Here is a 17,094-nt window from a genome sequence, read left to right on the forward strand (position 1 = left end):
CCCATGCAGGCGACAGAATTTCAACTTCGCAGACAGGACTTCACCGATCTTCCGCATCTTCTAGCCGCAACCGATGGGCTGAAGGTTACCACCTTCCGCTACGCCACCGGCATTGAGGCGCTGCAATTGGAGAACCGCTACGGCCGGATCGTCATATTGCCATTCATGGGGCAGATGATCTGGAGCGTTGAGTTCAACGGTGTGGACCTGACTATGGGAAGTCGCTTTTCGATGCCGCGACCAGCCGGTTCAATCGTCGAGACGTACGGATGTTTTGCATTCCATAGCGGCATGTTGCGCAACGGCTGCCCGTCGCCGCAGGATAGTCATGCCCTGCATGGCGAAATGCCCTGTGCCGCCATGGACAAGGCTGGTTTCGTTATCGGTCACGATGCGCGCGGCCCCTATGTTCGGGTAACAGGCGACGTCGAATATGTCATGGGCTTCGGCGCCAATTATCTGGCCCGACCCAGCGTGACTTTGCATGCTGAGGACACACTTTTTGACATGGTCATGGACATCCAGAACCTGTCTTCAGCGTCCATGGATCTCATGTATATGTGCCATGTAAACTTTGCCTATGCCGAGGGTGCGCAAATCGTTCAGCCGGTGCCCTACACGCCGGAGCAGGTGAAGGTGCGAACGGCCGTACCCGGCCACGTCACACCAAACCCCGATTACCTTTCCTTGCTGAAGACGCTGGCAAGGCAGCCTTCGGCCATGGAAGTGCTCAACGAACCACAACGTTACGACCCCGAACAGGTGTTCTACATAAACGGCCTGACGGCGGACGGTGAGGGGCTGACGCATCTGATGATGCAACGACGTGAGGGCGACGGCTTTGCCATCTCATATCCGCTCGCCGCCTTCCCCAAGACAGTGCGTTGGATCCTGGTCAATGGGGATTCGCAGGTTGCCGCATTCGCCCTGCCATCTACCTGCGAGCCGGAGGGCTATCTGGCGGAGAAGGCCAAGAACAACGTGCAGAGACTATCGCCGGGTGAACGCAGGGTCTTCCCGGTACGGCTGGGCTATCTCGACCACGCTGCCGCCGATCGGTTCGGCGCCAGGATCAGCGCGCTTTAAAACAGATAAGCAGGGAATATCGGCATGAGTAAGAAAATCGGGGTCGTCGGCTCCAACATGGTCGATCTCATCACCTATGTGGATCGTATGCCCGGACCGGGAGAGACACTCGAGGCGCCCACTTTCGAAATGGGGTGCGGCGGCAAGGGTGCCAATCAGGCGGTTGCCGCGGCGCGTCTTGGTGCCGAAGTGATGATGGTTACCCGGGTCGGGGACGATGTCTTCGCGGATAACACCATCCGCAATCTTGCAAGCTTTGGCGTTGATACGCGTCATGTGGTGAAGGTCGCCGGCAAATCCAGCGGTGTCGCACCAATCTTCGTCGAACAATCAGGCGAGAATTCCATCCTCATCGTCAAGGGAGCCAATGCCGACCTTTTGCCTGTTGAAGTCGACAAGGCGGCCGCCGATCTGAAAGAGTGCGGCCTGATCCTGATGCAGATGGAAGTGCCAGTCGAGACCGTCTATCACACCATCGAGCTTGCGGCCAAAAATGGTATCGAGACGATCCTCAATCCCGCGCCAGCCGCTGCCAATCTCGATCCTGAGCGCATCCGCCAGGTAACCTTCCTCGTGCCGAACGAGAGCGAGCTTGCCTTGCTGTCGGGGTTGCCGACCGACACTGACGAAGACATCGTCAGCGCCGCACGGTCGCTGATCGCTCGTGGCATTCGCACCGTCATCGTGACGCTGGGCGGGCGCGGTGCGCGCATGATTACGTCAAACGAAATCGTCAACATCGAGCCCGTCAAGGTAACGCCGAAGGACACCACGGGTGCGGGCGATGCCTTTATTGGCTCCTTCGCCCGCTTTTACGCCGAAACGCGCGAGGTCGTATCCGCCCTGAAGAAGGCCTCGCTTTACGCGGCGCATTCCATCACCCGTCCCGGAACACAGAAGGCCTACGCCAGCCTTGAAGAGTTCGAGGCATTCTGCCGCGACCATGCCAATGGCGCAGCCTGACCAGAAGAATGGACAGAAAATGAGCGAAGCATTTCCCAGAAATAACGGCACCGCTCTCAAACCGGATTGGTTCGAAGATGTGTCGGTCAATCGCAGCGCTTCCGAACGGCGTGCAGCGACGATCACCACCCGGCGCTCGGTCAAGAAGGAATACCAGGTCGCCTGGCAGATCAAGGCCATCACCTGCATCGATTTGACGACGCTTTCCGGCGACGACACGCCCGGTCGCGTGCGCCGACTGTGCGCGAAAGCGCGCCGTCCGGTCCGGGAAGACATTCTCGAAGCACTAGGCCTTGCAGATGCCGGCATCACCACCGGCGCCGTCTGCGTTTATCCGACCATGGTGCCCCACGCAGTCAAGGCGCTGGAAGGCACGGCTATTCCGGTCGCATCGGTGGCGACGGGCTTTCCGTCCGGCCTGACGCCGCTGCCGCAACGGCTGGCTGAAATCCGCTATGCCGTCGAGCAAGGCGCCAAGGAGATCGATATCGTCATAACCCGCGAGTTCGTTCTGACGCAGAACTGGACAGCACTTTATGACGAGATTTCCGCGATGCGGGAAGCCTGCGGCGACGCCCATATGAAGGCTATCTTGGCGACGGGCGATCTCAACACCCTGACTAATGTCTATCGCGCCTCGATGGTGGCCATGCAGGCGGGCTCGGACTTCATCAAGACGTCGACCGGCAAAGAGGAGGTCAACGCCACCCTTCCGGTCAGTCTGACCATGGTTCGGGCACTGCGCGATTATGGCGAACTGACCGGCCAGATGGTCGGATTCAAGCCCGCAGGCGGGTTGAAGACGGCAAAGGACGCACTGTCGTGGTTGACGCTGATGAAAGAGGAGCTGGGCAATCGCTGGCTGGAGCCGCACCTGTTCCGCATTGGCGCCAGTTCGATGCTTGGCGATATTGAGCGGCAGCTCGAACATTTCGTAACCGGCCGCTATTCCAGCGCTCACCACCACGCTGCCGCATAAGGACTGAAATAATGCGACCCATTAAGGACATTTTGGAAACCATGGAATATGGACCTTCCCCCGAAGCCAATGGTGATGTGAAGCAGTGGCTCGACGCTCACGGACGCTCGTTCGGTCACTATATCAACGGCCGGTTCGTGTCGCCTGATGGCCGAAAGACGATTGCCGTCTCAAACCCCGCAAACGGGGATAAGCTGGCGGAGATCGTTTGCGGCAATGAGGAAGACGTGGATCAGGCGGTCAAGGCCGCCCGCGCGGCCTTCGGAAAATGGTCAAAACTGTCGGGTCACGAACGCGCCCGTTATCTCTACGCCATTGCCCGCCATGTCCAGAAGCGCGAGCGCTTCCTTTCCGTTCTGGAGACGATGGACAATGGCAAGCCGGTTCGCGAAACCCGTGACATCGACATCCCACTCGTCGCGCGTCACTTTTACCATCACGCCGGATGGGCCGAAATGGTGGAAGACGAGTTCCGTGGTTTCTCGCCCGTCGGTGTTTGCGGTCAGGTGATCCCTTGGAATTTCCCTCTCTTGATGCTGGCCTGGAAGATCGCGCCGGCACTTGCCGCCGGCAATACCGTGGTGCTGAAGCCTGCCGATCTGACACCGCTGACGGCTGTCGCCTTTGCGGAAATCTGCCACGAGGTCGGCCTTCCAGTCGGTGTCGTCAACATCGTGCAGGGCGATGGCTCAACAGGAGCTGCGATCTGCGGCCATGCAGGCGTCGACAAGGTCGCCTTCACCGGCTCGACCAAGGTTGGCCGCGTTATTCGCGAGCAGATTGCCGGTTCGGGCAAAAAACTGTCGTTGGAACTGGGCGGCAAGTCACCCTTCATCGTTTTTGAGGATGCCGATCTTGATGCGGCGGTTGAAGGTGTTGTTGACGCGATCTGGTTCAACCAGGGAGAAGTCTGCTGCGCCGGTTCCCGGCTGCTGGTGCAGGAAGGCATTGCCGAGAAATTTTACGCACGCCTGAAAAAGCGGCTAGAAACCCTGCGGGTCGGCGATCCGCTCGACAAGTCGACTGATGTCGGTGCCATTGTTTCCGCCACGCAGGTAAAGCGCATCACGGATCTTGTCCGCAAGGGGGTGGAGGAGGGTGGTGAACTCTGGCAGAGTACCAACCCGTTGCCGTCTACTGGCAATTACGTCGCTCCCGGCTTCTTCACCGAAGTCGATCAGGCCTCGACGGTCTGCCAGGTGGAAATCTTTGGCCCGATCGCCGCAGCAACCACCTTCCGCATGCCGGATGAAGCCGTTTCGCTGGCCAACAACACCCGTTACGGCCTCGCCGCCTCGATCTGGTCGGAAAACATCAATGTCGCGCTTGATCTGGCTGCCCGCGTCAAGGCAGGCGTGGTCTGGATCAACTGCACCAACATGCTGGACGCCGGTGCAGGTTTTGGCGGCTACCGTGAAAGCGGTTTTGGCCGTGAAGGTGCGCGCGAAGGGCTTTACGAATATCTGGCGGCAGACTGGGAAAAGAACCTGTCGGTCAGCAAGCCCGCTGAAGCCTTCGCACCATCTGCATCGCCGAATGCCGACAGCAAGATGGCGATCGATGGCCTTGATCGGACCATGAAAAACTATATCGGCGGCAAGCAAACCCGCGCCGACGGTGGCTACAGTTATTCGGTCACCGGCAAGGGCAACGCCGTGATTGGCATGGCCGGAATAGGTAACCGCAAGGACATCCGCAATGCGGTGGAAGCCGCGTCAAAGGCAGGCAGCTGGAGTTCCGCAACCGCCCATAACCGTGCGCAGGTGCTCTATTATCTCGCAGAGAACCTCGATGCACGGCGCGACGAATTTGTCGCCCGCATCATTGATAGCACCGGTGTGAGCGAAAAGAAGGCGAGGGACGAATTCGACGCATCTCTGCGCCGTATTTCCTATTACGCCGCCCAGGCCGACAAGTTCGATGGCGCCGTACACTCCACCAAGTCGCGTCACGTCACGCTTGCCATGAACGAGCCGTGGGGTATCGTCGGTATCGTTTGCCCCGACGAGGCGCCGCTGCTGTCGCTGGTATCGCTTGTGCTGCCGGCAATAGCCATGGGCAATCGCGTCGTCGTCATCCCGTCATCGCGCCATCCATTGATTGCCGGGGATTTCTATCAGGTGCTGGACACGTCGGATGTGCCCGGCGGGGTCATCAACATTGTGACCGGTGAACGCGATATGCTTGCAAAGACGCTGGTCGAGCATGATGAGGTTGCAGCCATCTGGTATTTCGGATCGGCTGACGGAAGCGCGATGGTCGAGAGGGCTTCAGCGGGCAACCTGAAGGCCACTTGGGTCAATAATGGGCGTCAGCCGGATTGGCTTGACCGTACCCAAGGGCGGGGCGGCGACTATTTGCGCAGGGCGATACAGGTGAAGAACATCTGGGTGCCATACGGAGCCTGATCAGCATCTTGCGGGGGCAACAACTGACAAGTTTGTCTACGGGGGGCCAGGCAGGCCCCTAAGGTTATGCGTTAGATCAACTCTGCGGACGCATCTGCGCGGTGTTGCCGTCAATCGGGGTGCTGGGAGGATGGTCGAGACGCAAACTCAAGTATTAGCGACGGACAAATTGAGTTCTTGTCCACGCGATTAGGTTCGGGAATGCTTAAGCTCCAAAGGAAGGATTTGTAAATGAGCTATTAGATGATAAAATATACTTTCGAATTAAATTCAGCAAAAATCCGTAGTGCGCAGTGAAAATTTATTTGCTGCCAATAATATGTAGAATTATCGGTTATTATAGCGAAATAAAACTCTACAATTGGTACGGGATACTTGTCGATCGTTAGAACACCAACCAGGAATCATACAATGTGAGGAACTGTAATATGAATATAGAGTTCCTTTAGCAAATCATTTACCATGATTTCAATGGCTTACGATCTCGCGAAAATCAGCATGAGTACCTTAATGCGACCGGCTTTCGACGCCGGTGTCGCTCTGACGCGTCTCGACGAGCGCATCGCCCGCTCGCCGGTCGGCGTCGGCTTCCTTGAACGCCAGAATTTCGCCGACGCCTGCGCATCGCTGTGGATCGACGGCGAGCTCGTCCATCTCGAAGACCTCGTCCTCCACGACGCATTCCGAGACACTCGCACCCCCACCCACGAACTCACCATCGCCCGCGACGTGTTGCGCACCCACCGCCGGATTTCCGGGCAGACACCCGACTGGGCTTTGTCCCCAGACGGTATCCGAACCTTGCGACAGACCCAGGCGTGGCCCGGACCATCAGACGGTTCTGAAAACACCGCGAACGTCCGTAGAGTTGAGCCTGCACAGGTGGTCGAGCGGGAAGGGGAGAGGGACGACGGTGATGCCGCGGAAAGTCTCACCGGCGTCGACCTCGCGGCCATCGATGCGGTGCTGGCACGGTCGGACGCGGCGATCGAGAGCGCCACACGGCCGGGCCGTGCCGGCGCTAGCGCCGCGGCCGAAAAAGACCCGCTCGTCTATGATCTCGACTGGGACGAGGATGCCCGGCTCGACGAATGGCGGGCGGCGCTGCGGCAGGTCGAACACCTGCCGGCAGTGCTGCAGGCCATTGTCGCCCTCGATGCCTGGAACGAGCTTGCCGTGGTTCAGCACGCCTCGTGGCTCGGCCGGCTGTTTTGCGCCTCGATCCTGCGGCAGGCCGGCATCACCACCGGCGGGCATCTCGCCGCCATCAACCCCGGACTGAAAACCATTCCGGTCGATCGGCGCCGGCATCGTGATCGCGAGACGCGGCTGCTGGCCATCGCTCACGGATTTCTGGCGGCGGCCGAGATCGGCATCAAGGAGCATGACCGGCTAACATTGGCGAAAGGGATGTTCGAGCGAAAACTGGAGGGGCGCCGCGCATCTTCGAAACTGCCGGAGTTGGTCGAGCTCGTGATGGCAAAACCGCTGGTGTCGGCCGGAATGGTGGCGAAAACGCTGGAGGTTACGCCGCAAGCGGCGCGGCGGATCGTTTTACAGCTCGGCTTGCGTGAGATGACGGGGAGGGGAAGGTTTCGGGCGTGGGGTGTAATCTAACCAGTGCGACTACGGCGTTTTTTCTTGGGTGGACTCTGCCGCATTTTGAGGGATCGATTGCGTCTGGGTGATAACGCTTGTTGGCCTTGGCGCGAGTATAGATACGATGGACTCGCGAAAGGCGTACCCAACAAGCCCAATGACAATAGTAGTCATAAAGGTGAGCACAACCGTATTGCGGGTCTGAGCGTTTCGAAGGTCATGGATACGGACATCCAACTTTTTGTCTTCCTCCTCGAGCTTTTTCACCCCGTCCTTAAGACGCTGATCGAGCGCATGCAGAGTGTCGTTGCCTCCTGTAAGACTGCTGATGAAATTCGGCGGAATGGAAGCCGGTCCAGGCTGGGTCTTTTTTTTCTCAGAGGCGTGATCGAGATCCGCATACCAGATCAAAAAGAGGGGTAAACCTCGTTGCAGATGAACGGGCGCAGGACCTGCGTTGAACACTGCAAAAATGAGTGGCCCATTCCAGCCGGGATCAACGTGAAATCCAGACACGTTGATTAGACCCCGCATCTTAAACGTGGCTTTCATAGAGATGAACGCCATCGCAGTCGGGGGAACCACTATAGTTTCCTCTGTGAGCAGAAACGCAAACTGGCCAGGAGGGATCTGAAAGGACTGCTCCGCTTTAAGTTGTTGTTTTGTCGTCTTGTAAAGGTCGTTGAGATCGGGCGTAACGTAGACCTCACGTCCGACCGTTAGCTCGATCGAATTACAGTCGACCTTTGGGGTTGCCGGGCCGGTGACCAATTGACCGAGGCGGCTTTCCAGCGTCTGGCTGCTCCAAAATACCATGGCTTCAATCCGCGATAAAGAATTGACGTTCAACCAGTTCCTTGCGCCGCTCGGCAATGGCTTGGTTGAGGTCGAGGCCGCGCTCAGAGGCAGAATGCACTACCCAGCTTAAGACGTCGATATTAGCAAGTCGGGCGATCGGAAGGAAATCTTCCATATGGTCGATTTTTTCGCAGGCGTCAGCAAACCTACCGCTCGCATCGGCTAGAGAACGAAACGGGTCGACCTGATCATACTGTTCGGCCGAGCGGCTTTCGACGTCGTCTTGGATGCGTTGATGTAGCGCGTTCGCCGCGCTCAAGCACACTAAAGTCATGTCGACCAGGGTCCGGTCTACGGACTTTGGTTCGCTGTTCCCGCGCGCTAGCCGGCCTACGTACTTTGCGAAGTGGAGGCCGTAATGCTTGAGCCGATCCGTTTTGGGCAAGCAGATGATATCCGAATGATTCCGCTGATCATGACGGAACTGCGCTTGTTGCATCGCCAGAAAATCATAAGGCAGCGTCATTCTACTTCCTTCCCTCTTTTTTCTCAGGATTCCAATCTTAGTCGGGGTCGCGTAACACAATTGGCCATCCCGGCGGAATGATTCAACTATGCTAACTTACATGTGCATCCTGGGTATCAGCAATGCGCGAAAGCCAAGTCTCGCGATGAAATGATGTGTTATCCGCCACTTACAAAGCGTTCCTATGTGTTTTTTCTACATCGCCCGGGCTGAAGACAGCGCAGGCCTTGACTCTTTCTAAGGTAAGATTATCTTACCATATGTAAGAAACGGAGGAAGTGATGGATTCGACCGATGTTCAAAAGCACCTGATGGACGTGCTGACGATGATCCAGACGATCAGCGGCGAAGCATGCCCTGCCCTGGATGCGACGATCAAGCCAGCAGAAGAGTTGCCGAAGTTCAATAGCAAGGTCTGGCCCGTCGCTGCGGGCATGCTCGGCGATGCGCTTGGCAAGACGATCCCGCCGGAAGTCAACATCTTCGTTGACGATGATACCAAGCAGGCTTTAACGATTGCTCAGACAGTCGCGCTTGTCTGCACGATTATTGAACAGCTAGACGCTCAGGCGGCGTTGGCGGCGGCATGACGGGCAACCCGAACGAGCAAAGGGTGCAGCTGGCTGAGCGCCTGAAAGAAGCGCGCAAACTCGCCGGTCTATCGCAGGGCCAGGTCGCAAATCTGCTGGGGCTGCATCGCCCCTCTGTCTCTGAAATGGAGGCAGGTAACCGGCGCGTATCGGCTGATGAACTGTCCAAGCTTGCGGAACTCTATGATGTGAGTGTTGCTTGGCTAATGGGCGAGGTGCCAGACACGATGGATGCCGCCGATCCAAGGTTGCAGCTTGCGGCGCGAGAGCTGACCAAATTAAAGCCTGAAGACCTTGAGCGTCTGCTGAAGCTACTTGCGGCTATGCGGGATGATACATCTGATGCGAAGGAACTGTGAGCCCATGAAGCTTAGGAGCAAAGAGACGATGCCGGATCGCAATGCTTTAGCTACCCAAGCTATGACGGCTTCCATTGTTGCTCGCAACAAGGCAGGAATGGACCTTATCAAGCCGATTTGCATCTACGCGCTCTGCAAAGCCCACAAGGCTCAGGTGCGCTTCAACAATATCAACATGGAAGGTATGTATCAGCGAGGTACGCCCTCGCGAATCCATCTCTCTGCTCGACGCCCGCTCCCGCGACGAGCCTATAATTGTGCTCATGAGCTGGGCCATCACGTTTTCGGCCATGGCTCTTCCATCGACGAGTTGCGCGAAGATGCCAAGGAAAATCCTTGGGAGGATCCCAAGGAATTTCTGGCGGATAGCTTCGCGGGTTTCGTGCTAATGCCGACCCTTGGTATGCGCCAAGCGTTTGCGAAGCGTGGTTGGAAGCCAGATTCGGCTACACCTGCCCAGATGTTTCAGATAGCGTGTGAGTTCGGCGTTGGGTACACAACGCTGATAACCCATCTTTCGCAGTCGTTGAGAATGCTGTCGCGTCCGCGTGCTGCGGTTCTGAAGAAGCAGAAGCCGGCAGCAATACGGGCCGCTATTCTCGGTTCCTTGACGTCAGAGCCTCTCATTATCGTTGACAACGCCTGGAGTACCACCGTCGTCGATGTTGAAGTCGGAATGACCCTTCTTCTTCCTACGAATTGTGAACCAGACAACGAAGCAATCACTTATGTGAAAGATCTTTCTGAAGGCCGCCTATTTGAGGTGCAGCAGCCTGGCATCGTAAGGGTCATTCAGCCGGATACCGGATGGGCAGTGTTCGTGAGAGTCGCTCGCAAACAATATGTCGGCTTGGCCGAATTCCGCCACCTTGAGGAGGATACCGATGAGTAAGTCGAAGAGCGTTGCTATGGAACCGTTTTCAGTCAACGAGACCAACGTATCGCGAGCATACGCGAAAATCCTCCTACGGATCATCAACGGGCCGGGTACGGAAGTCAGCCCTTTAATGTTATCCATCTCGGAATTCGAAAAAGAAGATGATAACCTCGTGAAGTCGCTTGATACCCTCTTGAAGATCGAGGGGCGGTGCGTCGTCGAGGACGTCGCTTACACCATTTTCCCTCAGCGCCTTTGGCAGATGGCGCAAGGCAATCGTGCCAAGCTTTTTAGCTACTACAAGATGGCCTTTCCGGCTTATCAAGCGATGAATCGCAAGGCGAACGGTCGCGGATTGTATTTCGAGCGGATGATGATGTACGGGCGCGGTCCATCCGACGGCAATCAGCTGGAATACATGCTTTCGCAGTACGAGGGGCGTGGCGGCGTACGCGACTCCATGATGCAGGTGACAACATTCGATCCAGAGCGCGACCACACGCCGAGCGCACAGATCGGCTTCCCTTGCCTACAACATGTCACCTTCGTTCCGACGAAAACCGGTTTGGTGCTTAATGCATTCTACGCGACCCAGCAGATCTTCGACAAAGCCTTGGGTAACTATCTGGGCCTTAAACAACTCGGAGAATTCATGGCAAGCGAGATGAAAATGCCGTTCGTCCGCCTCAATGTGATGGTCGGGGTGGCAAAGCTAGAGCGAATCGCTAAGACGGACGCCGGGTTGAAGCCCGTCATCGCGGCCGCAGAGGCCTCAATCGGCAAATTACAAAACGCGGGTGCTGCGGGGCCAGCTTTGCAACTTGCCCAGGCAGTGAATTAAAGAAGTGAAAACTGAAATCAAACCGAAAACGCGTCGGGCAAAACTACGACGTCCCGTGGCGAAGAATGCCGGTGCGCAATTGCCTTTAGATATAGAAGACACGGCCTCAAACTTGTCATGGACAAATACGGCATTTGGCAGTGATCGCGAAGCTGCGCCGACAATCATCGTGCAGCACCTGAGCCCGTTAAAGGTAACCGCCGCGTATGAAAGCTATTGGCGATTTGCAGCGGAACGCCAACATATTTTTTTTAAACGGGTGAAGAGTGCTCCTCAACCGTGGACACGCAACCCGGTTTTATTGACTTATAAATTCACGAACGCCTATCGCGCGTCCGACCGGGTCAGCCAATATCTGATCCGAAATGTCATTTACAGGGATGACCTTCCGTCATCCAATGCGGAGGTGTTTTTCCGCATCATACTTTTCAAGTTATTTAACAAAATCGAAACCTGGGCAAGGATGGAAGCCGCGTTGGGGCCGATCACCTACTCCGACTACAATTTTGAGCGCTATAGTGAGTTCCTCGGCGCCGCCATGCAGGGCGGAGAGACGATCTATTCGGCCGCCTACATCATGCCGCCGGGAAGTTCCGCCTTTGGTTATCCATCCAAGCACCAGAACCATCTTCGGCTGTTGGAAAAGATGATGAAAGACGAGCTGCCGGGTAAATTGGCGGACGCCGGCTCGATGCAGACTGCATTCGAACTTTTCCGAGACTATCCAACGATAGGGGACTTTCTCGCGTATCAGTTTGCAACCGATGTGAACTACAGCACCATCACGAATTTCTCGGAAATGGATTTTGTTATCCCGGGCCCCGGCGCGCGCGACGGCTTGAGCAAGTGTTTTCAAGATTTTGGTGGCTTGAGCGAGCCGGAACTCATTAGATTTGTCGCAGACAAGCAGGAGCAAGAATTCGAGCGTTTCGGTATCGACTTTCCGTCGCTCTGGGGTCGGCGGCTCCAGCTAATCGATTGCCAGAACTTGTTTTGCGAGATCGACAAGTTTTCTCGTGTCGCCCATCCCGAGATTGTTGGAAGGACTGGACGCACACGCATCAAGCAAAAATTCAGCCACGCGGCCAAACCGATCATGTTCTGGTATCCGCCAAAGTGGGGTCTCAACGAACGCATAGAGTCTGGCGCCCTCCCTAACGAAGCATCCGGCGCGTCATCTGACCCCCTCGGTGGTCCCGTTGAGTAAGCAGCCTCCAAAGCAGGAGTGACGAATGAACCTTAGAGATTATCAACTTCGAGCGCTTCAAACTGATGTCTCTGCAGCAGCTGGAAAAGGCGGGCCAGAGGCCCTTATCGTTCCGATGCTCGGCTTGGCCGGCGAGGCAGGTCAGCTTCTAAGTGAATACAAGAAACACTTGCGCGATGGTGACGCCCACAAGCTGTTTAAAGACAGGGTTTCCGAAGAGCTGGGAGATCTGTTGTGGTATCTCGCTAACGTCGCAAGCAAGTTTGACTTAAACCTCGACGAGGTGGCCAAATTCAACCTCGCTAAGGTTCAGGAGCGCTGGGACGCCGCAAACAACCGGAGGCAAGACCTAGACGGCAGCTCTATTGAGGCTGAGCGCCTGCCTCGTCAAATAGAGGTCCTGTTCACCGAAATAGACAGCGGCGGCAGACCAACGGTGCAGATATCTGTTAATGGAGAGCGCATAGGTTCGCCGCTCGGTGACAATTCTTATGATTCCGACGGCTATCGCTTCCACGACGTCTTCCATTTGTCCTACGCCGCCTTACTTGGTTGGTCGCCCAACCTGCGGGCTTTTCTGAAGCGCAAGCGCAAGAGCCAGCCGTTGTTGGACGAAGTAGAGGACGGAGGACGCGCACGGATTCTGGAGGAAGCGGTCGTCGCCCTGGCGTTCGACTACGCCCGCGACCACAATTTTCTGTCAGGCGTCGAACAGGTTGACTACCGCCTTCTAAGAACAATCAAGAGTATGGTCGGTCGCCTTGAAGTGGGAAGGTGCTCACTGGCCGAGTGGGAGGCCGCAATATTAAAGGGTTTCGAGATATGGAGACAGATGATGGCAAACCGCGGAGGTCTCGTCAAAATCGATCTCAACGAAAGCTCGATCGTTTATGAAACTACGATCGCGTTCGACAAGGAGGCTCTTTTCAACCCCGCTTTAGGTGGCAATGACACTGGCAATCGCTTTTCCACCATCGTGACTGAGGCTAACCAGCCAGTGGCTAACTCCGATACGGGCTGACAACTCTAGCGTGGGACCGTGAAGAACCACATAGGGTGCGCCGGTTGGAAGGTTGAGAACCTCGATATCCTGAAAGGAAAAGCCGTTGCCAAATCCCTTTCCGAGAGCCTTGAGGACAGCCTCCTTCGCAGCAAACCTAGCTGCCACGCGCTCCGGGTTAGCGCTGATCGCGGCCAACTTTTGGCGTTCGAGGTTGGTAAAACATCGATTAAGGAAATCGTCAGACAGTGTCAGCAAAGTGGCAACTTCTTCCACATCGACAAGGTCAATCCCATGTCCCAAAATCGACAATACAATCTCCGCGATCCACAATCCACTCGCGCCATAAGAGAGCAACTGCTGCGCCGTTTCAACGGTCCCATTCGTCTAATTGCGTTCTCAGTTCGAGTAGCTCTCACAATCGGCCGTCGCTTTATGATGCAGGCCGTTATCCATCCCTGATTGAGCTTTCACATTTCTGGCTTTCAAAATGCTCAAGCTACTACCGGCTTTATCTTGCGGCGTCGGCCCGAAAGCGAATGTTAGCCGCATCACCTTCTTTATGAAACCAAAGATCGCGGATCTTGGCATCGTCACTTTCAGGGAGGGGGTTAGCATCACGCACGCGGAACGTCGTGGGCAAATTGACAGACGTCCCGAAGACCAGGGCATGCTGCTTGGGAAGAGACGGCAAGCGCTTCAGCACGGAATCGGAAATGAAGGGTGTCATCTGCCTAATCTGTGAAAGATCGTCGGGATTCTGGATCCGGTGGACCACAAAATTGGAACACTGGGATAGGACCGTCTTCGAAAGCTCGCTCGGCCTTTGGGACGCGACGAATAGGAACAGGCCATATTTCCGCCCCTCTTTAGCGATGCGTTCGTAGATTCGATTGGCATCGATCGCGTACCTCGAGGGAGCCTCGGAGATGTATCGGTGAGCCTCCTCCAGGAGAAGATGGACCGGAAACCGGTTCCTTGGTTTGGCCTGTCGAAGTAATCGGAAGGTCATTCTTGCTAGGACAGATGACACAAGTTCAACCACCTCGTCCTCGACTGCGTTCATGTCGACGATGATGATCTGGTTCTGCTTGACCGCTAGGCCGCCGACAATTCGAAGACCAAGCAGCCCTTGAAGAAACGATTCCATGGTCGGTACTAAAACACCTTCAGGCAGGTCGTGTCGAAGGAACCGAAAGTCTGGGCGCTCCTTTAAAGATTTAAAGCGCGTGAGCATCTGGGAACAGTAGTCACGGATCTGCCTGTTTCCGTGGGATTCCTCGTAAAGGATCGCGAAGTCGAGACATTCTTCGAGGTCGTCGAACGCGAATGGTGTTCGGTCGTACGACGGCAGCTCGACGTCGTCGCGCAGCTTCTCGCCTATCTTACTCAAGAAGGCTTCTAGATTGTTGTTCTGGAAGTTCCCGTACTGAAAATTTGCCCCATAGTGGCGAAGCAAGTGTACGTTGAGATCTTCGGTGGGATATTTTTGAAGCAGCGATACCACTCGGTGGAACTTTGCCACGGGCGAGTCCCCATCAGCGCCTCGGAAGCATTCGGTGATGCACCTCGCCATAAAGTGCTCCTTAATCACCAAGGCCTCCGGAGACTTCGCCCTGAACAAGCCGGTGAGTCCGAGAGCCGTGCGCAGCACGGGGATCTGGGTTCGCTCGCTCGCCTGGAGCAGAAGCTCCCATTCGCTCTGGTCTAAAAACCAGTGCGGTAGTCGGAACCGGTTCGCGTTCGCGGATCCGTCGAGGATCAGCCTGTTTACTCCGATACCGTTGCCTGCAAGCGGCGACAGCGCCTGCGAGTATTCGCCATTCACGTCAAAAACGACGAACGTCGCTCCGCGGGCACGGTTCTCATCGGCCTTCTCGAACAGAGATTGAAGCACAGACGAAACTGTGCAGGACTTGCCACTGCCGGTATTCCCGAGGACTGCCGTATGGCCGCCGAAGAAGTCATCTATCTTTACCTTGACGTCGTATCCCTCGAACACTACTGATTTGCCGATGCTCAAGGCACGGTAACGCGTTGGGGCGGGTGGAACGTGCAATCCCGGAGCGGTCTCCGTTGCGACATCGATTTCGAGGACCCGGTCGAGTTCTGTGTCCAACGCGTAAAGCGCGTCAGCGTATAGGGAAGGATAGATCGAGACACCGAAGCGGAACTTTGCACCCCGCTCTTGTGGAAGCATGCCGACCGGGACGACATCCAGGAATTTGGCGGACGAGGCCTTGTTCAACTCGCCCGCGCCCGCACTGCCACTTCCAGGATCCCGCTCGCGAAGTCCGACGACCTCAACGACGACGTATTCCGTCTGCACTGGAATCATGAGGAATGAGCCCAGTCTGGCCACGTAATGAACGTCATCAAAGCCGACCACCGTAAAGTTGTCGGTTCCAGCGTGCATCTCGATGATGAAATGGTCAGCCGCTACCGATACGACCTTGCCGATGGCACGTTTCCTGTCGTCCCTGCTCATTCCTGATCCATCTTCTTCGGCGCCATGGTTTCGAGCACCTTACGAACGGCGTCGTCTATTCGTTCGGCCGACCGCTGGGGCATGAACTCCTCCACGATCGTGTCGAAGTAGTGCGCTTTTCTTCCGTCCTCGCGCCCGTCGCCGCCGATGATCCAGATGCGTGGGTCAGACAGAGCCCGCAGCTTCGCGATCTCACCTTCAAGCGCCGGATCGACAAAAATCACCAGCCTAAATGTCGGAATGGTCAGGGCTTGGTAGATGATATTGTTTATATGCTCGTCGCCAAACGCGTAGCCCATCGTGAATAGGACGCTCTGTTCACGGACGATCCTTGATTGAAACTCGCGGAACAGATCTGAGTAAGGGGAGCCCAGACTGGAGTTCTGCTTTGCAGGGGTCGGATATATCATGACCTTTCCCGGATCCTTGCCCGGCGTTGTTTCCCTGATAGGAAAGAGGCCGTGATCGTCTTCGGTCCACGTGATCGAGCCGTGAAGCTTGCAGAGGTAGACGAACCCGTCGACGGCGGACCATTTCCTGCTTGAGAGGTCGAGCTGCTCCGCCAATGCGTACCGGAAGGTAGCAGGATTGAAACGTCGTTCCACCACCCCCGAGAAGCCGTTCGCATAGGGTAGGCCCAGTCTGTCCATCGCTGTCTCGTTGAAAACATCATAGTTTGTAGTAAACACCCACGGTCGAGGAAGCGATCGATCGCGTAGCACCAGCTTACGGTAGAAGGTCTCGTAGAGTTTATGGACTGTCGTATCCCCTTGGGCGAATCTGCCATTGGTGCACTTGTCCCAGAGAAACGCACGCACCTTGTCGATAATGCTGTCGACAAGCCTTCGTCCCTCTTCGACATTTCCGTGCGAGCTTCTGCGAAGTATGAAACGCATGCTGAACAGCAATTCCATCAGTCGCTCAAGGTTTCTGGTATATTCCTCGTCGCCCAGCTTAATCCCGTAAAGACTTTCCAACTCTTTTCGCTCGGTGGTTGTGGGGAATAGATCGTCGTCGTGATCGCGAACCTTGGTAAATTCCGTCGCCAAAGGAGCCATCGTTGGTATCCCGACCTCTTGGTCTCCATTCCAAGACGACGAACATCCGGCGCCCAACAGGAAGGCCACGTTTTTAGCGTTCATTGCGTCAGCAAGTGCCTTTCTAACAGAATCGATGCCGTCTAACCATGCGACCTCTCCCGGCCCAGCGTCGCCTCCTTTTAAAAAACTGAATTTCCGCTCGGCTTCTTGATCAGCTCGAATTTTGGTCATGTGCGCGGTAAGCGGCAAGCTGAGACCGTTCAGCGCGTGTAATTCCACGGCATGAGTGCATCGAGATCGCTGCTGGGCCATCCTTTGGCGATGCGCTCGAGG

At 56.1% G+C, this 17,094-nt stretch carries 16 protein-coding genes; 11 read left to right on the plus strand and 5 right to left on the minus strand.

Going from position 1 to position 17,094, the window contains the following annotated elements; translation table 11 throughout:
- Nucleotides 1-3 precede the first annotated feature (3 nt).
- The 5 genes from ACFVTJ_RS19965 (at nucleotide 4) to ACFVTJ_RS19985 (ending at nucleotide 7,053) form a co-directional block, all read left to right on the plus strand.
- Nucleotides 4-1,086 (plus strand): aldose 1-epimerase family protein, encoded by a 1,083-nt coding sequence (locus tag ACFVTJ_RS19965; RefSeq protein WP_386910338.1) that lies wholly within the window; start codon nucleotides 4-6, stop codon nucleotides 1,084-1,086.
- A gap of 24 nt (nucleotides 1,087-1,110) precedes the next feature.
- Complete coding sequence (gene rbsK, locus ACFVTJ_RS19970; RefSeq protein WP_386910339.1) at nucleotides 1,111-2,049, plus strand: ribokinase; 939 nt, start codon at nucleotides 1,111-1,113, stop codon at nucleotides 2,047-2,049.
- Between the two features lie 19 nt (nucleotides 2,050-2,068).
- Complete coding sequence (deoC, locus tag ACFVTJ_RS19975) at nucleotides 2,069-3,028, plus strand: deoxyribose-phosphate aldolase (protein ID WP_386910340.1); 960 nt, start codon at nucleotides 2,069-2,071, stop codon at nucleotides 3,026-3,028.
- Nucleotides 3,029-3,039: 11 nt separating this feature from the next.
- On the plus strand, nucleotides 3,040-5,436 hold the full coding sequence (locus tag ACFVTJ_RS19980) for an aldehyde dehydrogenase family protein (protein WP_386910341.1): 2,397 nt from the start codon (nucleotides 3,040-3,042) through the stop codon (nucleotides 5,434-5,436).
- A gap of 462 nt (nucleotides 5,437-5,898) precedes the next feature.
- On the plus strand, nucleotides 5,899-7,053 hold the full coding sequence (locus tag ACFVTJ_RS19985; RefSeq protein WP_386910342.1) for an RHE_PE00001 family protein: 1,155 nt from the start codon (nucleotides 5,899-5,901) through the stop codon (nucleotides 7,051-7,053).
- Nucleotides 7,054-7,062: 9 nt separating this feature from the next.
- On the opposite strand, the gene ACFVTJ_RS19990 is transcribed toward ACFVTJ_RS19985, so the two are convergent.
- Nucleotides 7,063-7,851, minus strand: a complete 789-nt coding sequence (locus ACFVTJ_RS19990) for a deoxycytidine triphosphate deaminase (protein WP_386910343.1) — start codon at nucleotides 7,849-7,851, stop codon at nucleotides 7,063-7,065.
- A 4-nt stretch (nucleotides 7,852-7,855) separates the two neighbouring features.
- A complete protein-coding gene (locus ACFVTJ_RS19995) occupies nucleotides 7,856-8,359 on the minus strand; it encodes a hypothetical protein (protein ID WP_386910344.1) in 504 nt (167 codons plus the stop codon).
- Between the two features lie 281 nt (nucleotides 8,360-8,640).
- Here ACFVTJ_RS19995 and ACFVTJ_RS20000 point away from each other — a divergent pair, with 281 nt between their 5' ends.
- The 6 genes from ACFVTJ_RS20000 to ACFVTJ_RS20025 are packed head-to-tail and all read left to right on the plus strand — an operon-like array spanning nucleotide 8,641 to nucleotide 13,254.
- Nucleotides 8,641-8,949, plus strand: a complete 309-nt coding sequence (locus ACFVTJ_RS20000) for a hypothetical protein (RefSeq protein ID WP_386910345.1) — start codon at nucleotides 8,641-8,643, stop codon at nucleotides 8,947-8,949.
- A complete protein-coding gene (locus ACFVTJ_RS20005; protein WP_386910346.1) occupies nucleotides 8,946-9,308 on the plus strand; it encodes a helix-turn-helix domain-containing protein in 363 nt (120 codons plus the stop codon). The genes ACFVTJ_RS20000 and ACFVTJ_RS20005 overlap by 4 nt, the downstream gene beginning before the upstream one ends.
- Before the next feature lie 28 nt (nucleotides 9,309-9,336).
- Nucleotides 9,337-10,200 (plus strand): ImmA/IrrE family metallo-endopeptidase, encoded by an 864-nt coding sequence (locus tag ACFVTJ_RS20010; RefSeq protein WP_386910347.1) that lies wholly within the window; start codon nucleotides 9,337-9,339, stop codon nucleotides 10,198-10,200.
- On the plus strand, nucleotides 10,193-11,026 hold the full coding sequence (locus ACFVTJ_RS20015) for a thymidylate synthase (RefSeq protein ID WP_386910348.1): 834 nt from the start codon (nucleotides 10,193-10,195) through the stop codon (nucleotides 11,024-11,026). The genes ACFVTJ_RS20010 and ACFVTJ_RS20015 overlap by 8 nt, the downstream gene beginning before the upstream one ends.
- Nucleotides 11,027-11,030: 4 nt before the next feature.
- Nucleotides 11,031-12,233, plus strand: a complete 1,203-nt coding sequence (locus ACFVTJ_RS20020) for a nucleotide kinase domain-containing protein (RefSeq protein ID WP_386910349.1) — start codon at nucleotides 11,031-11,033, stop codon at nucleotides 12,231-12,233.
- A 25-nt stretch (nucleotides 12,234-12,258) separates the two neighbouring features.
- The gene (locus ACFVTJ_RS20025) at nucleotides 12,259-13,254 is read left to right on the plus strand and encodes a nucleoside triphosphate pyrophosphohydrolase family protein (RefSeq protein WP_386910350.1); all 996 of its coding nucleotides are present in this window, start codon (nucleotides 12,259-12,261) and stop codon (nucleotides 13,252-13,254) included.
- Here ACFVTJ_RS20025 and acpS read toward each other — a convergent pair.
- From acpS to ACFVTJ_RS20040, 3 genes are all read right to left on the minus strand, one after another.
- Complete coding sequence (acpS, locus tag ACFVTJ_RS20030) at nucleotides 13,171-13,509, minus strand: holo-ACP synthase (protein WP_386910362.1); 339 nt, start codon at nucleotides 13,507-13,509, stop codon at nucleotides 13,171-13,173. The two genes, ACFVTJ_RS20025 and acpS, sit on opposite strands and share 84 nt — an antisense overlap.
- A 235-nt stretch (nucleotides 13,510-13,744) precedes the next feature.
- The gene (locus ACFVTJ_RS20035; protein WP_386910351.1) at nucleotides 13,745-15,721 is read right to left on the minus strand and encodes an ATP-binding protein; all 1,977 of its coding nucleotides are present in this window, start codon (nucleotides 15,719-15,721) and stop codon (nucleotides 13,745-13,747) included.
- Nucleotides 15,718-16,992, minus strand: a complete 1,275-nt coding sequence (locus tag ACFVTJ_RS20040; protein WP_386910363.1) for an SIR2 family protein — start codon at nucleotides 16,990-16,992, stop codon at nucleotides 15,718-15,720. The genes ACFVTJ_RS20035 and ACFVTJ_RS20040 overlap by 4 nt, the downstream gene beginning before the upstream one ends.
- Nucleotides 16,993-17,094: the final 102 nt, after the last annotated feature.

Origin of the sequence: Agrobacterium sp. NPDC058088 (assembly GCF_042885035.1) — a bacterium.
In the GTDB taxonomy this organism is placed as follows: Bacteria; Pseudomonadota; Alphaproteobacteria; order Rhizobiales; family Rhizobiaceae; genus Agrobacterium.

Excerpts from the sequence above, each read along its gene's own strand:
- ACFVTJ_RS20035 (WP_386910351.1), bottom strand. The coding sequence starts at position 15,721 with ATGAGCAGGGACGACAGGAAACGTGCCATCGGCAAGGTCGTATCGGTA.
- ACFVTJ_RS19985 (WP_386910342.1), top strand. The coding sequence starts at position 5,899 with ATGATTTCAATGGCTTACGATCTCGCGAAAATCAGCATGAGTACCTTA.
- ACFVTJ_RS20040 (WP_386910363.1), bottom strand. The coding sequence starts at position 16,992 with ATGACCAAAATTCGAGCTGATCAAGAAGCCGAGCGGAAATTCAGTTTT.
- ACFVTJ_RS19995 (WP_386910344.1), bottom strand. The coding sequence starts at position 8,359 with ATGACGCTGCCTTATGATTTTCTGGCGATGCAACAAGCGCAGTTCCGT.
- rbsK (WP_386910339.1), top strand. The coding sequence starts at position 1,111 with ATGAGTAAGAAAATCGGGGTCGTCGGCTCCAACATGGTCGATCTCATC.
- ACFVTJ_RS20025 (WP_386910350.1), top strand. The coding sequence starts at position 12,259 with ATGAACCTTAGAGATTATCAACTTCGAGCGCTTCAAACTGATGTCTCT.
- ACFVTJ_RS19965 (WP_386910338.1), top strand. The coding sequence starts at position 4 with ATGCAGGCGACAGAATTTCAACTTCGCAGACAGGACTTCACCGATCTT.
- ACFVTJ_RS20000 (WP_386910345.1), top strand. The coding sequence starts at position 8,641 with ATGGATTCGACCGATGTTCAAAAGCACCTGATGGACGTGCTGACGATG.
- ACFVTJ_RS20010 (WP_386910347.1), top strand. The coding sequence starts at position 9,337 with ATGCCGGATCGCAATGCTTTAGCTACCCAAGCTATGACGGCTTCCATT.
- ACFVTJ_RS20015 (WP_386910348.1), top strand. The coding sequence starts at position 10,193 with ATGAGTAAGTCGAAGAGCGTTGCTATGGAACCGTTTTCAGTCAACGAG.
- ACFVTJ_RS19980 (WP_386910341.1), top strand. The coding sequence starts at position 3,040 with ATGCGACCCATTAAGGACATTTTGGAAACCATGGAATATGGACCTTCC.
- ACFVTJ_RS19990 (WP_386910343.1), bottom strand. The coding sequence starts at position 7,851 with ATGGTATTTTGGAGCAGCCAGACGCTGGAAAGCCGCCTCGGTCAATTG.
- deoC (WP_386910340.1), top strand. The coding sequence starts at position 2,069 with ATGAGCGAAGCATTTCCCAGAAATAACGGCACCGCTCTCAAACCGGAT.
- ACFVTJ_RS20005 (WP_386910346.1), top strand. The coding sequence starts at position 8,946 with ATGACGGGCAACCCGAACGAGCAAAGGGTGCAGCTGGCTGAGCGCCTG.